This window comes from Butyrivibrio hungatei DSM 14810 (assembly GCF_900143205.1).
Classification (GTDB): domain Bacteria; phylum Bacillota; class Clostridia; order Lachnospirales; family Lachnospiraceae; genus Butyrivibrio; species Butyrivibrio hungatei.
The window spans coordinates 645,020-670,282 of the sequence record NZ_FRDH01000003.1; the positions used below are offsets into that span (position 1 = coordinate 645,020).

The following is a 25,263-nucleotide window of genomic DNA, read 5'->3' on the forward strand; positions in this document are numbered from 1 at the left end:
AATCTCATCCTCTGTGAAGCACCTTGGAAAGCACAACTCCAAGAGTACCAGCAAGGATACATCCAATAACGGCCTCAACTGTAGCCTGAACGCCAACCATAGCAACTACGAATGCAAATGGATTTGTAGCGTTGTATTTGGTCACCATACCCTGAACATACTCAGTATTGTAGAAAAAGAGACATAAAGTTCCCATGAAGAATACCGTGTTGAAGATTGGCATAAGAGCGCCAGTGATGTAATATGAAGCCGGCTTGAGCTTACCTCTGTGCAAAGCCTTATAAATAAAGCTAACAAGTGTAGCATCCAAAACTCTTGCTACTACTGCTGTAAAAAATGCTCCGATTGGATTAATGGAAAAAAGTGTTGAAAGCATTAAGCTAGATCCTGTAAAGGCACCAACAAAGCTGTTAAGACCAAACACTAATCCGCAGATGATACCTGCCTGTGGTCCAATAAGCATTGCTGCTAAAGCAACTGGTACAGTTACGATAGAAGCCTTCAGAATTGGTGTAGGAATTGTACCGAGAACGGTATTACCCATGATCAGAACGATTGCGATCATAAGGGCAGTCTCCACCATGAAACGTGTCTTGCTGCTAAGTCCGACTGACTCCTCTGTAGTCTTGCGGCCAAGCATTGATGTGTTATCCATATTTAATTCTCCTTTAGAAAAAAGCTACCGTTTCGGGCGTCCCGAATACAGTGCAACATAAATATAGCAATGTGTTAAATCTATGTCAATTGATTTCACAAAAAATGAGCCCTAACCTCCGTCCCTGTGGCTCATTTTTTTACAAAGTGAGCCCTAGGGACGGAGATTAGGGCTCATAAAATACATAGATCAGAGCTTACTTTTGTAATGAGCACATTTGTGCCTCCAAATAAGCTATCTTCTCTTCCAATTCCCTAATTAACTCTCGAATATTCTCTATCATAATCATAATATCTGCCAAAAACTGTTCAGTCTCTTCTTGGCTCTCCGCAGTATAACCGCACATATCAGTTCTCATTTTTTCTCCAGTCTTTTCAAGGAATCCTCTCCACTCAGCTCCACTTGTCATATCATAAGCCAAATCCAGCTCATAAACTTCATTCTGTATATTTTGATATTTTCCCTCAATAAAATCATATGCATCCTCAAGCTCAACTATATAACCCTCGTACTTAACAATCATTTGCTTAAGTTCATATATTTCCGCAAGAATATGACTCATTCTTTTCCTCCAAAGCTTATTACTTGTCCTGAAATACTACGTGCAATAATTTTATCCTGCTCTATGAGACCATCCCTTAATGATGTTAAAGCATTTGGCAATGACTCCGATGCTTCTAGTCTATACAATTGTGATAACTCATATACATGTTCTAAGATTTTGTTCATATATCGACCACATTGTAGCCCTTCCCAAGCACTAACATTCCTTAAGGGTTCATCAGATAACTCGCACATACTTGCTGTATTTCTAATTTCTTCTACTATATCGGTGAACACTTCTGTGTCCATATAGACCCCGGTTTCAGCCGCTATTTTGCCACATTTCTCCTATCGATAGTATTTTTTAACCTTAATAGAACTATCCTTCATATTTAACTAAGTCATTACCATCAACGAAATAGATTTCCACATCAGGTTGGTACCTTCTGATTGATTCAGCTACATCTCTTATGGCATAATTAGGTACATGATAATCGATAACTACCTGTTCAAGATTCTTAAATTCAGTTAGTAATTCATATCCCTTATCTCCTGGAAGAGACGAATTCTTGTAATAAAAAATTAAAACCGGAACATTTATTTCTAAATTATCCGTTACTTCCAATTCCATAGCGGCCGCATTTAAATCAATAAACATATATTGTAATTTGGCAGTAGCTTCACGTTTTAATTCCGGTATATATTTATCTATACCATAGGATATATCAGTATTATTGAAGAAAAATGTGGGAACACATTGATTTTTATGCCTATTCACAAAACATATATTCATATTATTAGGAAAATATGTTGGGTTTTCCTCAACAAATCTATTATGTCCGTTAACAATATCACATAATTCTTTATATCCCTCCAAATCATCATGATAATCAATAAACAGACATATTTTTGAGTCATCCTCTACGCCACCGTAAATATCTATGTACTCAGTTGAATTTACTCCAATTTCCTCAACCCATTCTGTATATGATGTATTAACGTTATTCTTCGATTTTGATAAATATCCAAAACAAATCACGCCTATTGCCACAATCCCAATCAGCAAAACAGCAAATATATGTATTTTTTTCATGTCTAATTCCTCACTATTTTTGTATTCGTAATACTTGAAAAAGGGCGATTTCTCAAATCATCATTCACTAAATCCTTATATTGATCATAATCTATATAGTACTTTTCTCCCCATGAAGATACTTCCACCAATCTCCTAGTTACTCCAGTAACATCTGTATCTTCGTAAATTGCTGTAGCAACAACATAATGGCTTGTAATCTCACTCTTTATTGCTGAATATGTTCCAGTTGTAGAATCATAACTATAAACTTTAACTCCTACTATGCTTACCTTGTTACTATCAGCAAATGCATTTTCCATGTCATGCATTGCCCATATAACCGGAATTCCATTGCTCAACTGTTTTTTCATATTTTCATAGTCATTTTCATAATCTTGCAAACAGTCCCAATGTGAGGAAATCTCAACTCCATTATCTGCACACATATTCGTTACATAATCCGTCATTTGCGTTGGTACTGACCCTGTAGGCCCATATAATGCCGCTATTCTTCCCATTGACACTTTTTCACGACTACCTGATAGTTGGTCTTTCGCCTCCAAAAATTCACGTACCAACTTTTTATAATCTGCTTGTGATATCTGAGTTTGTCCTGTTAAATACAAATATTGATTAACAGCTGCAATTACTCCGCATCCATTGGTCGCTATTACATCTCCATGATAAGGTTCACCTTTAAACCACTCTTGCTTTCCACCATAGCTTATAGCTGCTGTTCCGGTCGAATCTATATATTTGACCTCAACAAAAGAGTCGCTAACGGTTCCGATTCTAACCCTATTGGCATCAAGAACCGAAAAAGTGTCTGCATATGTCTTCTCAAATCTCTTACCACTAGGTGATTTAAACAGACTATAGTTATATTTTTCTTTAGCATTCTGAAATAATGTCTCTGTAAATGCCCTCCCAAGACCAACTGTAGTTATCACAAACTTTTTCACATCCATTGGCAGTGTTTCTACGTTTATCACATCTAAAGCTGCTTTTGTTTTCTGAATTCTGGTAAACAAATCAGCTATACAACTATGTATCTCAGATGAATTCAAATTTTCCACAACAAGATCATCATACTTTATAAATTTGCTAATGCATTCATCTAAAAAGCCACCATTACCGCATAATTCTTCATATGTCAATCTAGCTCTTGCATAACTTGGAGGTATTGCTCCTAGATTGAATTCTCCAAATTTAGCAACCACTTCCCGAGCCTTATTTTCTATAGCCAGTGATTCCTGCTCCAAAAGTTCACTTTGCCCTTGAAAATAACATTTTTGCTTGTTAAGTACATCCATATCTAATCTAGCATATGATGCAGAATCCACTTTCTCTCTGAATAGATTTTCAGCATCAAAATACTTCTCCATCATAATTTTATGGACTGCAATGACATCCAACATAAGCTGAGATTGTTTTTCTAACATAAATTGCTTAGAAGCATCTGCTGCTTTACCAATATAAGCACTATTCTCACTATATTTTTCACATCCTCTTACAAATAAAGCCGCAAAAGTTTTATATCTATCAACTACTGATTCTAACTCTTCATTGAATTCAGCTACGCGTTCAGCATCATACTTTAGGGGCATTTCTTCATTTCCTTATTCGAAATATTTGTAATACAATCGTAATATTTTACCATGCATTCCTTTGTCCCATCAAGCATACAACGCCAAAAATGAGCCCTAACCTCCGTCCCTAGGGCTCATTTTGTAAAAAAATGAGCCACAGGGACGGTTGTGGCTCATTTTGTAAATCACTTATTGCTATTAAGTTCTGCCATCGCCTGGTTTAGTGCACTCTTGACGATATCGTCCTCTGGGTTTCCAGAAGTTGCACCTTTAGCTGCGCCCTTGGCGCCTGCTGCCTTGGCTGCGGCCTTCATGGCTTCAACCTGCTGTCCAGCCATCTCGATAGCCATCATCCTATCCTTAGGGATCATGATGCCCTGTCCTGCAGGATTGATGCTGATTCCATCCTTGTCCTGAACAAACTTAAGGATGTCCTGATATTTAAATACTGCTGCGTTCCACTCTGGACCAGCAAGTTTCTTGGTAAATTCAATGGCGTCAGTGTAGATTGGAAGGAACTGCTTGCCATTTGGATCCTTCACGATAAGGAACTTGATCTTGGTGTCCTTACCCATCTTCATTCTGCCATCTTCTGTAGTCTCAACAGGACCTTCGTGCTGCATAGGAACAATGAAGCTTCCTGAACGAATAAGAGAGATCATTCTCATCTCTTTGGCCTTAACGATCTCAGGTCTCTTCTCATAGTTTACAGGCCACTTAACTTCCCCAAGGAAATCAAGCATAGCAAAGTTAAGAGCTGGGTTAACAGGAGAAGCATCCTTCTTGTCATTATTCCAGTCCATAGGAGAAGCTACGATCTCACTTCTCTTAAATCTTGCTCTGTAAGCGCCGTTATCAACCACAAGATTATCAATTCCAATGTAATAAAGGTAATCAAAGAATCCCCTCTTAACATTGGCTGGAAGCTGGTCATTCTCGACCTTACACTTTCTAACGACAAGTCTTCTAAACTGCTTGGCAAAAAGCTCTACTGCCTTATTTGCAATCTCCTCTTCGAGGTAAACATTTCCAAAACCATGATCAATGAAAGGATAACCTGTTGCTGCGTCGTATAGAACGTACAGATACTCTGCATCTCTGACTCTTCCAAGTACTTCATTGTAGATGTTTCTGTGGTTCTTTTCAAAGCCAGGAAGTGGAGATTTCTTGTGATACATCTCAAGCGCTGTTAAAAGAAATAGCAACTCCTGACTTGATAATGACTTAATAGTATCAGCTGAGATCTCCTCCTCGTAGATATAAGGTCCGATCTCGTCCTTGCGCTCATCTGAAACAGTCTCATCCATTAAGACTTCCTCTGTGCCCTTGGCATTTACAGGATTGATCTTCTGGATCACAGGCCATGAAAGGTCTGCATGTGCCTCTTTAATTTCCTCTATAGTTTTTTCCTTTTTTACGGCAAGCTCCTGCTCTACCTTGGCAGCGTCGTCCTCACCCTTTTTTCCACCGAATAAGTTAAAAATACCCATTTATTCCTCTTTCCTAATACTTATATTTCTCTGATCCCCAAATATCACATTCCGTAAAATGTCTGTGCAGCCTTAGCAAGATACTCTGGATCCTTGCTGCCTGCTGACTCATAAGGAGAATGCATAGCAAGCTGTGCAAGTCCGATATCTACAGTGTTTACTGCAACCTGAGTTGTTGAGATATTGCCAAGTGTTGAACCTCCAGGAATATCTGAACGGTTAGTAAATGTCTGGAAAGGCACCTTGGCCTTATTGCAGACATCCTTGAAAAATGCTGCAGATACAGCATCTGTTGTATATCTTTGATTAGCATTGTACTTAATTACAATACCCTTGTTCATTACTGGCTTGTTAACCGGATCAGCCTTCTCAGCATGATTTGGATGTACAGCGTGAGCATTGTCAGCTGAGATCATGAAGCTGTTTGCAATTGCTGTAAAATACTGCTGGTTAGTTCTTCCAAGAGCCTCATTGATCCTTGTAAGTGTATCCTTAAGGAATGTAGAAGCAGCGCCCTGCTTGGTTCCGCTTCCAACCTCTTCATTGTCAAATACGCAGTGAACAGGCACATTATCAGAATCCTTAGAATTCATAAATCCCTCAAATGTAGTGTATACGCACTCCTGATCATCAAGTCTTGAGCTGGCAAGATATTCGTTATTGGCACCCCAATACGTTGGAGCCACCCTATTATAAAGGAACAGGTCATGTCCCAGAATATCAGCTTTCTTGACCCCAGCATTCTCAGCTATCATGTCAAAAAACTTATCTTTTGAAGTTTCATCACCAAATAATGGAAGCATGTCTGTCTGAGCGTTATACTTGTATCCCTCATTAGCCTCGCGATTCATGTGAATAGCTAGTGAAGGAAGCATTACAAGGTCTCTATCCACATTTACAAGCTTAGACACAATGCCATTCTTCTTATCTTTAACAAGCACGCGGCCTGCAACAGATAATGGTCTGTCAAACCAAGGAGCACAAAGCATTCCACCGTATTTCTCAACGTTAAGCTTAACGTAAGCTCCTGAAGCCTCCATCTCAGGATTTTCCTTGATCTTAAAAGAAGGAGAATCACTGTGGCTTGCGATCATATAAAAGCCCTTGAAGTCCTTCTTAGGAATTCTAAAAGAAATAATGGAAGAATCATTTCTTGTAACAAAATACTTACCCTTCTTAAGCTTCCATTCTTTCTTTTCATCGAGCTCTTCATAGCCATTTTTAATAAGCTCTTTTTTAAGATTCTCAACTACATGAAAACATGTAGGAGATACATCTATAAATTCGAGCATTCTATCTGATATTTTTTTCATGATCATTGCCTTTCTTTTTACAACATTCATATTTCAGTAGTATATCACATGCCGTCCCATTTTTCTCGAATATGTAACAAAAAAGCCATCATCCCATTAAAGGATGATGGCTGTAAACTGATCAAAATATTTAAGCATAGAATACCCAAACAAAAAGATATCCCATAATTACTGCTGTCATTGTGAATGGAACTCCGATCTTCATGAAATCTCCAAAGGATACTTCATAACCTTCTTTTCTGAGCATTCCTACTCCGGCGATATTAGCAGATGCACCGATAGGTGTAAGGTTTCCACCAAGTGTTGCTCCAACCAAAAGTCCAAAGTAAAGAAGAAGTGGATTAACTGTCATAACAGCAGCAAGACTTGATAATACAGGGAGCATAGTTGCTACATATGGAATGTTATCAATAAATGCAGAAACCGCTACGGAGCCAAAAACTATGACAGTATAGAGAAGGAATACATTTCCCTTTCCTGCACTAGCCATTAGCTGAGCAATATCATCAATAAGTCCGACATTTGTGATACCTGCAATTACACAGAAAAGTCCTGAAAGAAGAAGCATTGTGTCATAGTCGATTGCCTTAAGGGAATGCCACATACTGTCAGTACTCTTGCTGGCAATGATCTCCCAAACGATATTGATGATACCCCATACCATACAGATAACACCATTTGTGATTTCTGGTTTGTTTGGGAAGAATGATGCCACAATAAGGAATACTACATGTCCAAGCATCGTAATTGTAGGAATATAGTCAGTTACCTCTGTATGCTCATCTGATTTCACAGGCTCTTTGTCCTTGCGGAACATAAACATCATAATAGGAACTGTAGCAAGAGCTCCAAGCTCTACTGCAAAGAACATACCAGGTTTTCCCTGCATCCAGAAGAAGTCATTGAAGTCCATCTTGGCTGCACCCGCAAGCATGATAGAAGTTGTATCACCAACAAGTGTAGCAGCCCCCTGAAGATTTGATGAAACTGCGATACAGATTATCATAGGTACAGGTGATATCTTAAGTTTCTTGCAGATAGCAAGTCCAACAGGAGCAACCATAAGAAGTGTTGCTACATTATCAATGAAAGCTGAAATAATACCTGCGAACAGTGACATAAAAATAGTCACCCACATAACATTTGGTGCTAATTCCAAAATTTTATCTGCAATCAGATTAGGCATCTTGGATTCAATGAAATAATCAACGATTACCATTGTACCAAAGAGCATCATAAGTATGTTCCAGTCAACAGCACTAAAGACCTCTGTTACAGGAAGAATACCTGTGATAACAAAAATAGCTGCTGTACAAAGAGCTACAATTGCACGCCTCTTTGGAAGTGCTATCAAAAAAACGTACATAGTGATGAAAAGAATAATTGCCAGTGTTTTCATAAAATCTCCTCTTGTTTTTTCTTATGGCAAGATCTATTAACGGCATCTGCAACCGTAAAAAAAGACCTTTACCATAGCAAAAGCTATGATAAAAGTCTTGCTGTCAGTTATAAAATACTTTAACCTTAGGCCGGACTCGGATACTGATCAGTATCGTCTTGACGGATCCGGCAGCCAGCTCACAAGCTGACCAGCTACTCCCTTTTATCAGGACACCAGTTAAGTTTACGGAATAATAATCATTTTGTCAATTGATTGCTATTTCGTTTATTGTATCACATTATACACATCATTTTATGAATAAAAACGAACTTTTAAATTACTGTTTTCTAAACAGGCATCACAGCAAAGCCTTTTGAGCGTACCCATATATTTGCCCAAACTATCAGCAGTTCCAGAAACATTATAAAAGATGATATTCCACTCCTGTAGATTTTCAGTCAGAACATCATATAATGCATCAAGATTTTTGCCGTAATAATCAGGAAGAGGCAGCTCTTTTACCAATAAATCCTGCAACTCATCAGAAGTTGTAACACCTGATAGATCAATATAAAAAACCTTCTCCATCATCACCCCACCGGCATATACAGAAGTTCAAAGGTCTCATAATGATCTTCCGTATAATAAATGTATCCATCATCAGAATAGACTATCCTCTTACTTCCACGGCTCTTTTGCCCGCGAGTATCTATGTCGCACTCATGATACGTCTTGTCCTCAGGAAGGCGTCCTTCATAGTTACCAAAGTAATCTCCGCCAATGCTCATACCAGGTGCATATTCCTCCAGAGAACCGCCTGTCCAGCCAAGCTTTTTAGCTTCCTTCTTGGTAATATAATTGGAAGGAAGTTTGCCATAAGTCTGAAGGTAACTGGCCACATCTTCTTTACTGTCATAGATTCCATCTTCAGCTATATTAGAATCCGGCAAGTCTACATCTGACTTCTCGATCCACTCTACAATGATGTCGGCAGCTTTTTGCATCTGCTCTCTGTTTGTAATAGTTGGTCTGCCATCACCTGCCTGCAATCCATAGCTTCCGAAGTACGAATGATTACCACCTTCAATAGCGTACTCCGTAGAATCCTCAGGCCATAACATTTTAGAATTCTCGTATTTATCAAAATTTAAAACTTTATCTTCTGTACCATAAAGTGATAACAGGCTCAAATCCAGGTCAGATAGGTCACTTGCAGGATATGATGCGCATAGGATAAGTCCCTTATATTCTTCTGCATGTTCTGCGATATATGAAGATGCTGCAACTCCGCCCAGTGAATGTCCCGCAAGATACCAGTCACTTTCTTCGCAGATCGCAACTTCGTCGGTATATCCTCTGGTTATTATATCTGCAGCGTCAATTCTTAAAAAAGCCAGGTTTTCTGGCATTCTAGGTAAGATACATACGATTCCGCGGCCTGCAAGTTCATACATAAAACCACTATATGCACTGTATTCAACTTTACCACCCGGATAAAAAACTATAACAGCCTTTATTTCCTGATCTTTCGGAATAAATACTGTTCCATTGTGATCGGAAAAAGAATCAACTTTGCCCTGAAACTCCTCTTCAACAGCATGGATAGTATATTTATCTTCCCTGTAACAGTTACTGCTATATACCTTAAACGCCACTGCGGCGATCAGGATAAGCACAAGAAATCCAATAGCGATCCTTCTTGTATGCTTTCTTACCTTATTCATCAAAAAACTTACCTTTCTCCATGGATCTTAGTATCCATTATATCTATTAACGCCTTGGCACTGCCAAAGTCATACTCTTTGCCATTTTCACTGCAAATGGCACGTCCCTGCCATGTGGCTTTCTGTCTAAAAGCGACCTGAACTACAAAAGTAGCAAGCTCGCCCTTTTTGTTCTGGATATTTCTGGTTCCGCATTTCTTTTGGATCTCGTCGATTGGAAGCTTGTCTGTCCGTTGAAGTTCCTCTGACCTCTTAGTTGAAGTGAACTCTCTCTGTTCAAGCCCCTTCTGTGGAAAATCCCATTGATCATAGAGATTATCCATTTTAATGACCATATCAGCCACATTTCCAAAAGCAATTGCATCATCAGAATACTGATGCCATATCTTACCCTGAAGATCCCCCTCTTCAGCTGAATCTATGCATATGCATACTAAATTTCTTGCAAAAAGAGCTTTCTTTGTCTCTCCCATTTTGTCTCCCCCGTTCAATTGCAAGTATGAATTCTAACATATATTTTATTGTATATCTAATTATTTTTCTATAAAAAGCATATCGCCTGTGGCATGCCCTTTTAACACATAGAACATCCAGCTAAATATCCTTTATGATAAAAACCTCCCGGGTAAAATTCTTACCCGGGAGGCTTAGGATTAGCTTAAACTTCTATTATTCCTGCTCTTCCTTGCGCTTTTTTGTAAATACAAGAGATGCAACTACTGCTGCTGCAATCACAATTGCAAATACTCTTGAAGTATTATCCGTTGTATCCTCTGTTCTAGCGCGTCTTGCACCAAGTACTGCCTGTCCATCTACAGGTTCCTCTCTTCTAGCACCAAGTACTGCCTGTGCAGGTGCTGGTGTAGGTGTAGGTGCTGCAGGTGTAGGATTGTCAGGTATTGGTGTAGGATCACCAGGTTCGTCTCCACCACCGCCACCAGTAATTGTTAATACGCCAGGAATGATTGTAAATGTGTAGTTTGTGTACTCCATTTCAAGTTCTTCCTTGGTCATATTTGGTGTGATTGCATATGTTCCAGGAGCCTCTCCACCTACTCTACCATATCCAAGATCAAGTGTATCATCTCCCTGAAGGCCTGTGATAACTCCTGTAAACTGAGGATCAGCAGTATTCTGTGCCTTTGTAAAGCTATTTACAGTGATAGTAACTTCAGCCTTATCGATCACAAGCTTTCCAAGCTCATACTTAATATCAAAGTTCTCAGTTACTGGTTCTTCACCTAGCATAACTTCTGGTTCGCCGATGAATTCAAATGCATATTCACCAACCTCTGTTCCAAATGCATTTACTTTTGCACCCTTAAGTACATATTCTACACCTTCGCAGGTAAATGTAACATCTCCATCCTCTGCGGATGCTGTAATTCCAAAGAAGCTTGCTATCTTATTAAGAATTGCATTGATAGTAGCCTGTACTGGATTCTCAGAATCTTCTACACCAACTCCTGCAAGGATTGTGTAGCTCTGCCTTGTTCCATTGTATGGTGTGTGTACATCATCTGACTTAAGTACTAATGAGTATGGCTTTTCACGATTTATGATCTCAAGAAGTCCATCCTCTACTTCAAACTCTACTTCGAAGTTATCGTTGCTGTTAGTAAACTGTGTCTTAGCAAGGTTCATTGGATATTCACCCTTAACAGTTCCCTTTGCAATAGCATCGTTCTTAGTATCTGCCACTCCGTCGCCATTGTAATCAAATACTATATATTCTTCTTTGTAGATCTGCTCAATGTCCTCAGCATCGCCTTCAAATGCTACTGTATAACCTGTAACATTCTGTTCACTTCCATTAAACTCCTTAACATCCTTATTACCAGTAATAGAAACTTTGACTTTAAGAGGCTCGATAGTAATCTCACCATCAGTTATTTCAAACTTAACATTATCAAAGTTATCATTTGTATTAGCAAAATGTTCTTCCAGAAGTCCCATTGCTGTTGTACCAACATCGGTTCTCTTAACTTCCTTTGGTCCAGAGAATGTAAAGTCTTCTTCTGTATAAAGATTGCTGCTAATATCTGTTACTTCATATCCTTCTACCTTCTGCTCTTTTCCATTGTATGAAAGAGTATTCTTGTTTCCAGTGATAGTAACAGTTACGCTGATAGGAGTAATCTCCTGATAACCATCTTCTACTTCAAATGTAACCTTTGCAAAGTTTTCATTAGTATTTTTAAACATGTCTGCTGCAAGGCCCATTATAGTCTTACCAGCATCTGTTCTAGCTGCAGATGGTCTGCTATCCTGATCAAGTACTACATTTGATCCTGCAGTGAAGGTGAAATCCTCATCCGTGTAAAGCTCACTACTTGATTCATATGTGTAACCAAATACAGAATGCTCATTTCCATCATATTCAGTAGTATTCTGTGCACCAGTAATCTTTACCTTAACTTCATCTACAGGTACAATTTCCTGATAACCATCTGTAACTGTAAATGTAACTACATCGAAATTGTCTGAAGTATTCTTGAAGTTATCAGCTGTAAGCTTCATATCAGTCTTTCCAGCGATCTTTCTGGTTGCGATAGGTTCGCCGTTTTCGTCAACTTTAACCTCTCCAGCCTTAACAAATTCGATATCATCTTCTGTATAAAGATCTGTGCTGATAGATTCTACTTCATATCCTGTTACTGTATGATCTGTATTATCAAACGTTGCTGTGTTCTGGGCACCTTTGATAACTACGGTTGCATTTATCTTAGTAATTTCCTGATAACCATCTTCGATCACAAATGTTACATTATCAAAGTTCTCATTTGTGTTTTCAAACATCGTGTCAGTAAGACTCATTTCTGTCTTACCGGCATCTGTTCTCTCTGCTGATGGCTCACTAGTTCCTGTAAAGTTGACATCAGTTGCTGGATCATAAAGTGAATTATCTGCTTCTGCTGTATAACCTGTTACAGAGTGTTCTTCGCCATCATATGGAGTTGAATTACGATTACCTTTGACAGTTACTGTTGTGCTGATCTTATTGATCTTAAGTTCACCGTCTTCAATTACAAATGCAATTTCTTCAAAATTATCATCTGTTGCACTGAACATGTCCTCAGTAAGACCCATAGGATATGTTCCGGCGTTAGTCTCTGATACAGATGCTGTTCCATCAAACTCAACCTTGCTAATATCAAAGAGCTCTGAATCAGCTGCCTTTTCATAGCCGCTTACTGTGTGCTTTTCACCGTTGTAATCAAATTCATCAGTATGTCCTGTGATGGTAACAGTAACCTTATCTGCCTTAGTGATATTTACATAACCATCAGTTACATTAAATTTAACTTCGCTAAAGTTCTTAGTATTTGCATTAGCAAACTGACCAGGCTTAAGACCTATAAATGTCTTACCAGCTTCTGTTCTCTTAGCTGCTGGCTCTCCGCCTACTAATGTCATTCCTTCTTCTGCTGTGTATGTAAAGTCTTCTTCTGTATAAAGAGCTGTTGATGGGCTAAATGAATAGCCAGTTGCCACATGCTCTTCTCCATCATACTTAGCATTTTCAATAGCACCAGTAATTGTTACAGTAACGCTGATAGGATTGATTGTCTGATATCCATCATGTACTTCAAATTCAACATCTTTAAAGTTATCACTGATATTCTTAAACTGAGCTACTGCAAGACCCATATTATATGTTCCTGCATCAGTTCCCTTTGCTACTGGCTCACCTTCTTCAATTTCCATGTCACTAGCAGGTGTGAATGTGAAGTCTTCTTCTGTATAAAGAGAATTGCTGATCTCTACTGAATATCCAGCTACTGAGTGCTCTTCTCCATCATAATCTGTCTCATCATTCTCACCAGTGATAGTTACTTTTACAGAGATAGGAGTGATCTCCTGGTAACCATCAGCAACTATGAATTCAACCTCTTCAAAGTTATCACTATTATTTACGAACTGTCCTACTGCAAGACCCATATTATATGTTCCTGCATCAGTTCCCTTTGCTACTGGCTTACCATTGTTATCAAGCTCCATATCTTCAGCTGGTACGAAATCGAAATCATTCTCTGTGTAAAGAGGATTGCTGATGGATACTGTGTATCCAGATACTGAATGCTCTTCTCCATCATAATCTGAGGTATCGCTATTACCAGTAATTGTAACTGTTACTTTTCCAGCTGCTGTAATAGCCTGATAACCATCTGTCACATCAAATTCAACATTTTCAAAGTTGCCAGACTTATTACTAAACTGTTCCTTTGCAAGACCCATAGGAGTTGAACCAACTTCTGTTCTTCTTGCTACTGGCTTACCTTCTTCTACATCCATGCCACTAGCAGGTGTGAATGTGAAGTCTTCTTCTGTGTAAAGAGAATTGCTGATATCTACTGTGTATCCTGATATTGAATGCTCTTCTCCATCATATGTTGTTGTATTGTTATTACCTACGATAGTAACCTTTGCACTGATCTTCTTGATGGTCTGTGAACCATCTTCAACCACGAATGTTACGTTTTCGAAGTTGTCATTTTTGCTCTTGAACATATCTGTTGTAAGACCCATAGAAGTCTTACCAGCATCTGTTCTCTTTGCTACTGGCTCTGTTCCATCAAGTTCAATATCATCGCCAGGTGTGAATTCCACATCATCTGCTGTAAACTTAGAATTTGTACTTGTTACAGTGTATCCCTTAGCAACATGTTCCTGACCATCGTAATCATTAGTCTTAACATCACCCTTAATAGTTACTTTTGTTGTGATCTTCTTGATCACAAGCTGTCCATCAGTCACTACGAAAGTAACGTCTGTAAAATCAGTGTTAGTATTTACGAAGCTGTCACTATCAAGATTCATCTTGTATGTGCCAGCATCTGTTCCAGAAGCCTTTGCCTCAACGCCTTCTGCAAGATCGAAGTCATCTTCTGTGTAACTTGTATCACTGATACTTACTACTTCATATCCAGTTACGCTCTGCTCTTCGCCAGTGTAATCCTTAGAATCAGAATTACCCTTAATAGTTACAGTTACCTTAACTGGAGGATAAACAACGTTTATAACCTGAGGTACTACATTACCATCAGCATCGTACTGCTCAACATCCATTGTGTATGGAGCATCAACCTGAGATCCATCTCCATAGCCCTTAGCTGGCTTATAAGCCTGAACGATATCATTACTAAGTGTTACATCGTCACCTACATTAGCCTGTGCAGGTGCTATATTACTTGGAATCTCGTTTGCTGTAGCAACGCTTCCCTTATAGTACTTAACAATGTATGTAGCCTTCTTCTGCTTCCATACTGCATAGAGTGTGTTAGTTGAAGGGTTACCCTCATTGTTCTCATTATCAGCTATGATATATTCTTTGCCGAGAGCAATCTTAACTTCACCCTGAGTAGCAGCAGTCTTATCAATATTCCAGCCAATTAGTTCCCAACCATTTCTCTTAAAACCGTTGCTTAATGCTTCTGCAGCTGACCAAGCTGTGATAGCCTCATTGACACGGATCTTGTGCATTGTTCCATCAGTGCCTTTAACCTCAGTAACAGTAACTGATCCGCCCTCGCCACCGTTAGCATCATAGACAACCTTTGTATAAATATCATCTATTGTTCCTGTCTCAACGTAAAGAGCTTTAAGAAGTACATAGTTGATCGTCTCTTCGCCTTCAGTCTTAGTTCTGATGTATGAATCATCAATCACAAAGCTACTATTTGGATAGAATGTAGCTACTACTGAATCATCATTCTTAAGAAGCTGCCATCCTACGAAAGTAAATCCTGTAACAGGCTTAGCTGGGGATGTAACTATTACTGTTGAATCAGAAGCATATGTTGCGCCATCACGATTTTCATCATCAAGCGTTCCTGGAGCTGCATCATAAACGATATTAACTCCACCTACTCTTCTCCACTTAGCATAGAGATTTACATTACCTGTAACTTTACCATAATCATATGGATTGTCATCTGCATAATTGAACCAACCTGCAAGTACATAGCCTTCGCGAACGAAGTTCTTCATGATAGCATCTTTGTTGGCTCCATCTGCACCATAGTATGGCTTCCAGCTTGTTCTCTGGCCATTTTTGATCTCAACTGTATCATATCCAGTTGTTGTATCTGGATTTTTATCATTATCTACGTTAAGGTCAAGGTTAAATACGAATCTATTCTTTGTCCAAACAATGTATGCTCTTGTGTTGTTGTTAGCAGGCATTGTCTGATCCCAGTTAAATGGAACTGCTCCTATAGGATCTGCCCAAAGGATTCCACCATCATCTGTTTTCTTTGCTTCATATCCATCAGGAGCTGCAACCGTCTTTGCAAAAGACTCAGAGTTATTCTTCTGGCTACTAAGTGATGCGCCATAAAGAACTGAAATATCATCCTTCTCAACATGTACAGTTGTATCATTTGGCTGATCTGTAGCAAGGTCTGTTGGCTCTAATACACTTGCAATAGTAAGCTTGTAGGAGTTTCTCTTATATCTGATATAGAGATCCTTATTATATATTTCTACCTTTCCACTTGCAGGTATATTACTCCAATGCTTTCCATCTGTTGAGTATTTATCTACTGTAAATCCATCATACTTATTAGAGAAAGTAAATGTAATATTTGTATCATCTTCTACTTTTGCTGTATTTGTAGGATTTGTAGGATAGTTAATTCCATCAGGTTCCTGCTTGTAGTGTCTATAATAATGACTACCTGTTTCATTCTCATTACTATAGAAATCCTGATCTTCCTTCAAACTAAACTCTGCAAGGAATGTCATACTACTTCCAGAAAGAACATACCTACGATTCTGATATTTTACTGTTTTTCCTTCATGCCATTCTCTTGTACTTGGCCATGTATAGCCATATTTATCAATTGTCTGACCATAGAGACCGTGCATTTCTTTACAGTCCGCATATTCAGTAATATTAGTTACAGTTCCAGCATTAAATCCATTCTGAGTGATACTACATGTATAGAACTTATAAGTAATAAGCTTTCTGTCATATCTTACATTTACAATTGTTGTTCCCTTAGGAGAAATCTCTTTCTCGCCTACTTCTGTATCTGAGTTTTCTACTTCATATGTTCTATATGTAAATCCTTCGTATGTCCTTGTAAGTGCATCACCAAGCATTGAGCTAGTGATCTCAGCACCAGCATTATAATTAGAAACTACAAAGCTTGATTCATAGTCATATGTCTTAGCATCATTAGCTGCATTTCTATCATCTTCAATAGACTGCTTCCAGATAACTACTGTGAAGCTTGCTTTGCCCTTCTTCCAACCAGCATAGAGTTCCTGATCACTATCAATTGACTGTGACCAATCAAATGGCTGCTCACATTCTGGATCAAGGAACCAACCAGTAAACTCGTGTCCTGATCTTGTTGGATTCTTTGGCTGTGTAGCCTTGTAGTTTGTCTTAGATGTTACAAATATAGGTGGTGTATAAGATGCACCGCCTCCTGTTCCACCATCATTTTCATGGAAATGGATCCAGTATGCATCAACAACCTGTGCTGTAAGTGTACGGTTGTTCTCATTCTTTGCATCAACCTCTGCACCGTAATCATAAGTAACATCAGCCTTATTCTTCCATCCTACAAAGGCCTGTGTATCTTTTTTAGGTGTAACAGAAACGTTAAGATTGATCATCGCTTCTGCATCATTTTCTACTGTCTTATGAAGAACCTGAACTACTTCTTCATCAACACCAATGAGGGTTACATAATATGTTGACTGGATCTTAGCTTTTACAACTATTTCTCTTGTACTTGTAATGTCATTCTTAAGGTCAAATACCGGCTGGTCTTCTGTACCTTCAATGTACCATCCAAAGAACTCCTGGTTCTCACCAAGTGTAGGAATACCAGGGTTGTTCAATGTCTCACCGTTCTTAACAGACTGCTCATTTACTACTTCCCAGCTATCTGTTTCGCTGTTGTATACCTTGAAGATATAAGTCTCAACCATACGAAGTAACTCTTCTTCGTTATCTTCAGAAGCAATGATATAAACTGAGAATGAATCTGCTACAAATGATCCACCGTCAGAAGAAGCTCCAGCAACCTTCTCTGCACTTCCATCATCATCTTTATGAACTACGCTGAAAACATCACCTTCAAGTTCTGTATTGAGCTTGATAGTAACGTGTACTTTTCCTGCGTCAGCTGGTTCAATCTCATTACCATCTTTATCCTTGAATGTAATATTAACACCCTTAGCCTGCTTAACTTTATCACCAAGAGCATCAATTGCTGCATCCATAGCTTCATCATCAGAGATAGCAGAAACTGTCATAGATGTTTCTTCTGGGAATGCTCCTTCATCAGCTTCTACTGAAACTCTCAAGCCACCATCACTGTCATAGAAGCTCTGTGCAGGCATGTTAACTTCTTCTTTTACAACTACTTCTTCACTGGAAGATGCACTTGCTGCTGCAACAGCCTCTTCCTCTGTAGAAGCACTTGTAGCTGCATCTGCTGCGTCTTCTGCTCCTTCAGATGGAGTTTCATCTAATGGTGTCTCTCCATTATTAGTTGCATCAGTGTTTGCCTCATCCCCGGCACCCTCTGATGCAGCATCTGATTTATCATCTGATTCATCGCTTGATTCATCATCTGATGGTGCATCGTAATCATCGTCAGATGGCTCATCATAATTGTCATCTCCATCTGACTCATTATCGATGTCATCCCATTCAAGTTCCTGAACATCATCACCTGATTCATCTATGTTCTCATCAAGTTCTGATGCGTCTCCAATGGCATAAACCTTTGCGCTTGCGTAGTCACTACTAAATGTAGTTGTAACAAGTGCGAATGCCAGTATGAATGCTAACATTCTGTTCCATTTTCTCAACATAAAAATCCCTCCTCATAAGAAAACCGTTAGTGAAAAAATGTATTTCCAATCATGAAACGAAATGGTCCGCCCCCATCTCGTCCATGTTTTGACTTTGGTTAACTGCTTCATCCATTAGCTTTATAAGTTCCAGCATGCTTCGAAATCTCTGAGTCTTATTTTCATCTGCCCAAGTGACCTTCCCCTGCCACGAGTTATTCTGACAATGCTCAACTTTTACTATGAATGTTCCTTGTTGTTTGTTTGAATTTAAATTTTTTTTCATGTCTATCTCCCTTTGTAGAGATTAATTTAACAAAACCATCATCATACGAATCATCATAATTAAATTTTTTTTTGCAAATTCGATTAAAAAATCTGTGAGGATTATAAAAAAAATCTAAACTCACCAATACCAGAATCCCAAAAAGTGCAGAAATAAGCGCAAAAAAGCGGCTGGAATAAACCAGCCGCTAAAATAAGCAGATCATATTTTTTAATCTATATACATATTTTCTTTGAGCTCTTCTCTTGGAAGGAATGGAGCAAGATCTTCAAGAGGAGGACTTGTAAGAGTTCCGTCAGGTTCTCTTCTTGCTGAGCTTTTTGGAGCCCAAACCTGAGTTGTATCTGTAAATACCTCGCAGAAGACAGGTGCATCTGCTGAAATTACTTCTTTTACCTTGGATTCAAGCTCATCTCCAGTCTTAATTGCCACATAAGGATAGCCAAATGCCTTGGCAATAAGCTCAAATGAAGGGAACGCCAGGTCTCCGCTCTCAGGACCGATACCAACCTTGGAATAATCACTAAAGAGGTTATTCTGAGTAAGTCTGATGGAGTGATAACCATCGTTGTTAATAAGGAACACCTTAACAGGAAGCTTATTGGTAATGATAGTCTGTAGCTCCTGAAGATTCATCATGATACTGCCATCTCCTTCAAGACAGATGGTCTCTTTTTGGCCTGATGCAATACAAAGACCTATTGCTGCAGGAAGGCCGTAACCCATGCTGGCTACTGCGTTGTTTATGATAAATCTGCTGCCTTTTTTGACATCCCACGCCTGATGGCCAGCAACACAGCAAGCTCCGTTACTAACAGCGCAAAGGCTGGCATCCTTGGCATTTTCTGATAAAGTCCTGATAAAGCCATATACATTTACAAGGTCTGAGCCTGTATGACGCTGCTCATCAGATACTACCGGATACTTAGTCTTCCAGGTCTGGCACTGTTTTCTCCAATCATCACCCTCAAATATATAGGAAGATGCCTTATTGTCTTCTGCATCAATTGCGCGGTCCATTGCTTCCAAAAATGTCTTGGCATCAGCACAGATCTTCATATCAAGGTGAAGTGTTGGTTTTTCCATTTCAGCAGGATCAATATCTACCATGATGACCTTGGCAGCTCTTGCCCATGTCTTCCAGGTATAACCAACCTGTCTGATTGAAAGCCTAGATCCAATAACTACGCAAAGGTCTGAGTTCTGTATTGCAAAGTTACCTGCTCTGTCACCCATATTGCCGCCTCTGCCACAATACAATGGATGCTCATCTTCTATAAGGTCAATAGAATTCCAATATGTGCAAACTGGAACTCCAAGCTTATCTACTACTTTTCTAAATGCATCAAAGCCGCCAGAGATACGAACGCCGCCTCCAGCATAGATAACTGGGCGCTTAGCTTTTTTGATCTCTTCTATGACTTCCTTGGCTGCGCGGCCAAAGGTAGTCTCTCCGCCTTCATATCTGGAACCATCAGCCTTTATTACTGAACATGTCTTCTTGGAATCATCAAAAACTCCTGGTTCAAAGCCAATGAGCTCATTTGGATCAATCTCTGCTGCCTGGAAATTTACTGGAACATCGATCCACACAGGACCTGGTCTGCCATCATTCATGAGGTGCCAAGCCTTCTCCATATGATACCTGATGTCCTTAGGATCTTCTAACATCACTGCGTACTTGCAGATATTTTCTGTCATTTTGGTGATGTCGTACTCCTGGTCACCGATGGCACGGGGAAGTCTAGGATTTACCGCATTTGGAGACTCTTTTGTCAAAAGATCTTCCATATACCTTACAGTTGTATCATAGCGAACCTGACCACTTACCACGAACATTGGAAGTGAATCAAGCCAGCCTCCTAGTACACCAGTTATAGCGTTTGTTCCGCCAGGACCGGATGTAACGCAAAGAGCTGCTACCTTATTCTCATATCTTGAATAGCTCTCAGCCGCAATAGCTGCTCCCTGCTCATGATGAAAGTGTGTGCAGTGCATACCCTCTGTATGACCAAAGGAGTTGTTAAGATACATGGCTCCTCCGCCTACAACAGTAAAGCAGTCTGTGACACCTTTTTTAACTAAAAAATCTACTATATAATCTGAAACTCTCATATTCTCTTACCACTTGATCCAAGGAGCTCTTCCTGTGTCAATTAGTTCTGAAAGCTCATCCCTTTCACGGGCTGTGTCCATGCACTTCCAGAAACCGTCATACTTGTAAGCGGCCATCTGTCCGTCTTTTACCAGATTGTGCATAGGCTCTTTTTCAAAGAAAGTAGCGTCGCCCTCGATGTAATCAAATACACCCGGCTCAAGAACCATGTAACCGCCGTTGATTCTGGCACCGTCCATGCTTGCCTTTTCTCTGAAATCTCTAACAACTGAGTTGTCGTCCTTATCAATATCAAATACACCAAAACGCTGACCAGCAAGAATAGCAGTAACTGTAGCGATCTTGCCGTGCTTCTGATGGAACTTAAGGAGCTCGTTCATATCGATATCGCAAACGCCATCACCGTATGTCATGAAGAAGGCTTCGTTACCAACATGCTCTCTGATTCTCTTGATACGTCCACCAGTCATGGTGCTATATCCTGTATCAACTACAGTAACCTTCCAAGGCTCAGCCTTCTGTGAATGGAATGTGGTCATGTTCTGATTTGCAAAGTCGAATGTTACATCGCAGTTGTGGAGGTAATAGTTTGCAAAGTACTCCTTGATAACCTCCTGCTTGTAACCTGCGCAAATGATAAACTCATTAAATCCATAATGAGAATACTCTTTCATGATATGCCAAAGAATTGGCTTACCGCCGATCTCGATCATTGGCTTTGGTCTTAAGTGGCTCTCTTCACTGATTCTGGTTCCGAAACCACCAGCTAAAATTACAACTTTCATTTGTATTTCCTTCCTAAAAAAAACTAACCTCTAAAATACACCCTTAAGTGGATAAAAGCAAATTTATCCTATCTTCGTATCTAAAGCTCTCTCTGATCCTGGCTACTCCTGCTGCCGCTATTTCTTTTCTCAGGTCATCATGCTGCAGATAGTACTCTGCCTTGGCAATGGCATCCTCTATAGAAGAATACATCACACATTCCTGCCCATCTACAAAGTATTCATAGAGCTCAGGCTGATAGGCTGACAGCAAAAAGCCTCCGCTTCCCATGATATCAAGGGCTCTTAATGGGATTCCCGTTTTATTTGCCTTAAGTACAGGACAAAGGTTGATCTTGCTTGCTCTAAAAACCTGTGGCATCTCTTTTAAATAATTGACAGAGCCGCAGTAATCTACATTTGATAAGAGTCTCTTTTCGTCATCAGAAAGATCATAGGTATAGAGCTTCACCTGATGCCTCTTGGACAAAATACTAAGAAGCGTCATCCTCTCAAGGTGTGTTATGTAAGAAGCCACCATCCATGCAAGTTCCTTTTGGCTTACCTGAATAGCATTTTCATTAAGGCTCTTAAATCTCTGCCTTACGCTTTCTGTGAACTCTTCTGTGATCACATCATCCACCAGATATTCGCCATAGATCTGCATCTGTACCTTAACAAGTGCCTCTATGTATCCTTTCTGGTATTCATCCATATGGGCCATGAAGCTTGGAAGCATGGACTCATACAGCTTTCCAACAAAAGATATCTCGCTTTCATACTTGCAATAATCAGTCTGAATGGCACTTAATCTATCCACGTTTACAGCAAGTGGCAGATAGTATACGTTATCAAGTCCTAGATCCTTGTAGTGCTCATAGTCTCCACGGGCAAAGAAGAAAATCTTATTGCATGGATAGTCCATACATTCAGTAGAAACAAGATTGGGCGGACTATCAAAAAACCATGAAACGTACTTGATATCATGTTTGTTGCATACCTTGGATACTACCGGCCAAAAGTTCGTTGTAAGAACAAGGTCGTAGGTTCCTTCTGAAAGGTCTTTTTCCATCTGAGCTGTAAAAACAGGGTCTTCGTACTTATCAACTTCCTTGTCATAAGAAACGTTGTTACACTTGTGGCCCGCTTTGATCAAATAGTACACAAGATCATATTGAATATATGAATTTAGAAAGTCATATAAAAGAATGTTCATCTTTTATCCAAACATATCCTTTCAGAAAAGTACTGTCCGATCCTAACGATCATGTGCAGTACGTCATCTTTTAATTCCTCTGGGAAACAGTCCAGTATTGGCGCAGTTTCAAAGCTAAGTACTCCATCAAAAGAGATTTCTTTTAGTCCTTGGAGCACTCCATCCCAGTCAAGAACGCTGGTGTTTTCCCTGGTTCTAGTAAAGGTAAAAGGCATCTGATGAAGATCGCCGATACCATCGTTCTCATGCATATGAAGGACCTTGAGCCTCTTTCCAAGAATAGTAATAAACTTGTAAGGATCGATTCCCACAAGGTTTCCGTGACCTGTGTCATAGCAAAAGCCCAGAACCTCGGCTCCATACTTGTCGTTAAGTGCGTCTATTCTATCAGCCGCCTTGTAAGCACTACAGCCAGGGCCCTCTTCCATGTGAGCCCCATATCCGTTATAAAGGTTTTCCATGCACATAGTGATGCCATATTCCTTGGCAAGAGGTGCCAGGAACTCAAAAAACTCCTGAGTTTTGTTCCACTCTGCCTCTTCACTTCCATAATACCTTGTGAGCTTAAATCCATGTATTACTATGTTGTGGCATCCTAGAAATCTGCATATTTCCATGCTCTTTGGTCCTACCTGATTCCACAGATAATCATTTAGCTCAGTCTTTTCCCCGGGAACAAATGTAGGATAAGGCATATGCATCTGATTGATTCTGATTCCTGCTGCCTCTGCGCCCTTTTTATGTGGGGTAAAAAACTCTTCAAGTTCATTTATTGATTTATCAAAAAATCTGTTATTAACTCCCTGATAGAGGTCCGTATTTTTCTGATAGTTGTTCAAAGAAAAGTCAGTACAGGAAAAGCCAGCCTTTTTAAGTCTCATGAACCCTTCTGCAGGGTTCTCATCATAGACTACATTCTTACTCTGAACTCCAATTTCAAGGCTCATGACTTCCCTCCTTTCGCAGCGTTTGGATCTGCTGCCATATCAAGTCTATCCATATAGAAGGTGTCACAATACTCATCGCTGAACCATTCGATTGGATTTTTAAGTCCCATCTCTTTTAACTGGGCACTGATCTCTTTGTAATACACATTGCAGATATAAATTGCTGTATCAGGAGACAGCTCTTTTAACTTCTCAGGACTCTCTATAGTAAGCCCACAGAACTCCTCGCCCCATCTTGCGCTATTATTGTCACAGGTAAAAAGAGGCTTGTACTCCTTACCATAATCCTTCATATAGGCACGGCACATATTACCGGCACCAAACAAAACTCTTTTGTCATGCTTCTTAACAAGCTTGTCCATTCCGATGTGCCATGCAAAATGCTCAGCAATCTCATGAGCAAGTGACAGTATAGATGGTCTTATCATATCTGTCATGTTGCCGTAAGTATCTGCAAAATCCATGATAAATGCGCCGTCAAAGTGGATCTGCCTAAGTCCTCTTATCATAGAAAGCCAGTTGGTCTGCTGTCCCTTAAAGCATGCAGTATAAGGAAGAAGCGCAGCATCATGAACGCCGTCAAGGTCTCTGACTATAACTGCCTGGAGTCTATCTCCTATTGGAACTATTATTTCCTTAATGTCCTGTCCGCACAAAGTGGCATTTCCAACATCAAAGCAGAATCCGAAGCGGTCTTTTTGGCCTGCTTTTGCATTAAGTTCATCTATCCACTTAACTGCCTCTTCTGCCTCAGCGCATATTCCTCTTACAAAATGGCCGTTTATGTCCTTTGTCATGTTCTTTAGAAGAATCTTGATATCACTTCCTGCGTCATCAGCTATCTTAGATAATTCCTGGTAAAAAGAACTGTTAACTTCCCATTCTTCCTTTGGAGAAAGTCCAAGAAAGATAGGCGGAACAATGATAGACTCGCATTTTTCTGCTATTGCCAGCTTAAGCGTTTCTTTTGCTAATAGCTTAAGGGTATCGTTGACTTTACCAATGTCAGTTTTTTTACTGTGTATAGATTCTGCAGCAACTGTAGGCGCCATTGCTACTGGAAGGTGCAGGCCCAGTTCTTTTGCAGAAGTCGCAAATGCCTTGTTCATCTCCTCTGAAAGCTTTTCAGGATTCTCTGATAAATAGACTTTTCCCTTCTCCCTCTTATAATTGTTGATCCCAAGATTTTTGAACTCCTGAGGCGAACACAGAACTGCCGCATCCAGCATAGAATACTCAAAGCCTGCCGCAAGTATGTCTTTGATATTTTGTTTTGGTCTTAAGTTTCCAATAATGCCTGCAGATCTGCATATTATCTTCATGATATAGGTCACCTCTATAGTTTGC

The 25,263-nt window shown here is 39.6% G+C and carries 18 protein-coding genes; all 18 read right to left on the minus strand.

The window, feature by feature from the left end; genetic code table 11:
* Positions 1-4: 4 nt before the first annotated feature.
* Entirely contained in the window at positions 5-655 is a 651-nt protein-coding gene (locus tag BUA02_RS03070; RefSeq protein WP_242946461.1) for an ECF transporter S component, read from the minus strand.
* Between the two features lie 196 nt (positions 656-851).
* Positions 852-1,217, minus strand: coding sequence for a DUF5082 family protein (locus BUA02_RS03075; protein WP_072700841.1), 366 nt, complete (start codon positions 1,215-1,217; stop codon positions 852-854).
* Entirely contained in the window at positions 1,214-1,507 is a 294-nt protein-coding gene (locus BUA02_RS03080; RefSeq protein ID WP_072700843.1) for a hypothetical protein, read from the minus strand. Before BUA02_RS03080 ends, BUA02_RS03075 begins: the two co-directional genes overlap by 4 nt.
* Before the next feature lie 70 nt (positions 1,508-1,577).
* Positions 1,578-2,291: a hypothetical protein gene (locus BUA02_RS03085; protein ID WP_072700845.1), complete on the minus strand. Its 714-nt coding sequence runs from the start codon at positions 2,289-2,291 to the stop codon at positions 1,578-1,580.
* Between the two features lie 2 nt (positions 2,292-2,293).
* Positions 2,294-3,880, minus strand: coding sequence for a hypothetical protein (locus BUA02_RS03090; RefSeq protein ID WP_072700847.1), 1,587 nt, complete (start codon positions 3,878-3,880; stop codon positions 2,294-2,296).
* A gap of 167 nt (positions 3,881-4,047) precedes the next feature.
* Positions 4,048-5,352: an SseB family protein gene (locus tag BUA02_RS03095; RefSeq protein WP_072700849.1), complete on the minus strand. Its 1,305-nt coding sequence runs from the start codon at positions 5,350-5,352 to the stop codon at positions 4,048-4,050.
* A gap of 44 nt (positions 5,353-5,396) precedes the next feature.
* Positions 5,397-6,668, minus strand: coding sequence for a M18 family aminopeptidase (locus BUA02_RS03100; protein ID WP_072701223.1), 1,272 nt, complete (start codon positions 6,666-6,668; stop codon positions 5,397-5,399).
* A gap of 127 nt (positions 6,669-6,795) precedes the next feature.
* Positions 6,796-8,064: an ArsB/NhaD family transporter gene (locus BUA02_RS03105; protein WP_072700851.1), complete on the minus strand. Its 1,269-nt coding sequence runs from the start codon at positions 8,062-8,064 to the stop codon at positions 6,796-6,798.
* Between the two features lie 294 nt (positions 8,065-8,358).
* Positions 8,359-8,637, minus strand: coding sequence for a barstar family protein (locus BUA02_RS03110; protein WP_083385971.1), 279 nt, complete (start codon positions 8,635-8,637; stop codon positions 8,359-8,361).
* Positions 8,637-9,770, minus strand: coding sequence for an alpha/beta hydrolase (locus tag BUA02_RS16040; RefSeq protein WP_083572620.1), 1,134 nt, complete (start codon positions 9,768-9,770; stop codon positions 8,637-8,639). Before BUA02_RS16040 ends, BUA02_RS03110 begins: the two co-directional genes overlap by 1 nt.
* Positions 9,771-9,778: 8 nt before the next feature.
* Complete coding sequence (locus tag BUA02_RS03125; protein ID WP_072700853.1) at positions 9,779-10,243, minus strand: hypothetical protein; 465 nt, start codon at positions 10,241-10,243, stop codon at positions 9,779-9,781.
* A 196-nt stretch (positions 10,244-10,439) separates the two neighbouring features.
* Entirely contained in the window at positions 10,440-18,608 is an 8,169-nt protein-coding gene (locus tag BUA02_RS03130; protein WP_072700855.1) for an InlB B-repeat-containing protein, read from the minus strand.
* Positions 18,609-18,657: 49 nt separating this feature from the next.
* Positions 18,658-18,873 (minus strand): hypothetical protein, encoded by a 216-nt coding sequence (locus BUA02_RS03135; protein WP_072700857.1) that lies wholly within the window; start codon positions 18,871-18,873, stop codon positions 18,658-18,660.
* Between the two features lie 210 nt (positions 18,874-19,083).
* Positions 19,084-20,988 (minus strand): thiamine pyrophosphate-binding protein, encoded by a 1,905-nt coding sequence (locus BUA02_RS03140; RefSeq protein WP_072700859.1) that lies wholly within the window; start codon positions 20,986-20,988, stop codon positions 19,084-19,086.
* 6 nt (positions 20,989-20,994) lie between these two features.
* Positions 20,995-21,774, minus strand: coding sequence for a glucose-1-phosphate cytidylyltransferase (rfbF, locus tag BUA02_RS03145; RefSeq protein ID WP_071176913.1), 780 nt, complete (start codon positions 21,772-21,774; stop codon positions 20,995-20,997).
* 43 nt (positions 21,775-21,817) lie between these two features.
* The gene (locus tag BUA02_RS03150) at positions 21,818-22,969 is read right to left on the minus strand and encodes a CgeB family protein (RefSeq protein WP_072700861.1); all 1,152 of its coding nucleotides are present in this window, start codon (positions 22,967-22,969) and stop codon (positions 21,818-21,820) included.
* Positions 22,966-23,916 carry a sugar phosphate isomerase/epimerase family protein gene (locus tag BUA02_RS03155; protein ID WP_072700863.1) on the minus strand — a complete coding sequence of 317 codons (951 nt, stop codon included), beginning with the start codon at positions 23,914-23,916 and terminating at the stop codon, positions 22,966-22,968. The genes BUA02_RS03150 and BUA02_RS03155 overlap by 4 nt, the downstream gene beginning before the upstream one ends.
* Positions 23,913-25,238: a sugar phosphate isomerase/epimerase family protein gene (locus BUA02_RS03160; protein WP_072700865.1), complete on the minus strand. Its 1,326-nt coding sequence runs from the start codon at positions 25,236-25,238 to the stop codon at positions 23,913-23,915. The genes BUA02_RS03155 and BUA02_RS03160 overlap by 4 nt, the downstream gene beginning before the upstream one ends.
* Between the last annotated feature and the right edge of the window lie 25 nt (positions 25,239-25,263).

Excerpts from the sequence above, each read along its gene's own strand:
- BUA02_RS03070 (WP_242946461.1), bottom strand. The coding sequence starts at position 655 with ATGGATAACACATCAATGCTTGGCCGCAAGACTACAGAGGAGTCAGTC.
- BUA02_RS03075 (WP_072700841.1), bottom strand. The coding sequence starts at position 1,217 with ATGAGTCATATTCTTGCGGAAATATATGAACTTAAGCAAATGATTGTT.
- BUA02_RS03080 (WP_072700843.1), bottom strand. The coding sequence starts at position 1,507 with ATGGACACAGAAGTGTTCACCGATATAGTAGAAGAAATTAGAAATACA.
- BUA02_RS03085 (WP_072700845.1), bottom strand. The coding sequence starts at position 2,291 with ATGAAAAAAATACATATATTTGCTGTTTTGCTGATTGGGATTGTGGCA.
- BUA02_RS03090 (WP_072700847.1), bottom strand. The coding sequence starts at position 3,880 with ATGCCCCTAAAGTATGATGCTGAACGCGTAGCTGAATTCAATGAAGAG.
- BUA02_RS03095 (WP_072700849.1), bottom strand. The coding sequence starts at position 5,352 with ATGGGTATTTTTAACTTATTCGGTGGAAAAAAGGGTGAGGACGACGCT.
- BUA02_RS03105 (WP_072700851.1), bottom strand. The coding sequence starts at position 8,064 with ATGAAAACACTGGCAATTATTCTTTTCATCACTATGTACGTTTTTTTG.
- BUA02_RS03110 (WP_083385971.1), bottom strand. The coding sequence starts at position 8,637 with ATGATGGAGAAGGTTTTTTATATTGATCTATCAGGTGTTACAACTTCT.
- BUA02_RS16040 (WP_083572620.1), bottom strand. The coding sequence starts at position 9,770 with ATGAATAAGGTAAGAAAGCATACAAGAAGGATCGCTATTGGATTTCTT.
- BUA02_RS03125 (WP_072700853.1), bottom strand. The coding sequence starts at position 10,243 with ATGGGAGAGACAAAGAAAGCTCTTTTTGCAAGAAATTTAGTATGCATA.
- BUA02_RS03130 (WP_072700855.1), bottom strand. The coding sequence starts at position 18,608 with ATGTTGAGAAAATGGAACAGAATGTTAGCATTCATACTGGCATTCGCA.
- BUA02_RS03135 (WP_072700857.1), bottom strand. The coding sequence starts at position 18,873 with ATGAAAAAAAATTTAAATTCAAACAAACAACAAGGAACATTCATAGTA.
- BUA02_RS03140 (WP_072700859.1), bottom strand. The coding sequence starts at position 20,988 with ATGAGAGTTTCAGATTATATAGTAGATTTTTTAGTTAAAAAAGGTGTC.
- rfbF (WP_071176913.1), bottom strand. The coding sequence starts at position 21,774 with ATGAAAGTTGTAATTTTAGCTGGTGGTTTCGGAACCAGAATCAGTGAA.
- BUA02_RS03150 (WP_072700861.1), bottom strand. The coding sequence starts at position 22,969 with ATGAACATTCTTTTATATGACTTTCTAAATTCATATATTCAATATGAT.
- BUA02_RS03155 (WP_072700863.1), bottom strand. The coding sequence starts at position 23,916 with ATGAGCCTTGAAATTGGAGTTCAGAGTAAGAATGTAGTCTATGATGAG.
- BUA02_RS03160 (WP_072700865.1), bottom strand. The coding sequence starts at position 25,238 with ATGAAGATAATATGCAGATCTGCAGGCATTATTGGAAACTTAAGACCA.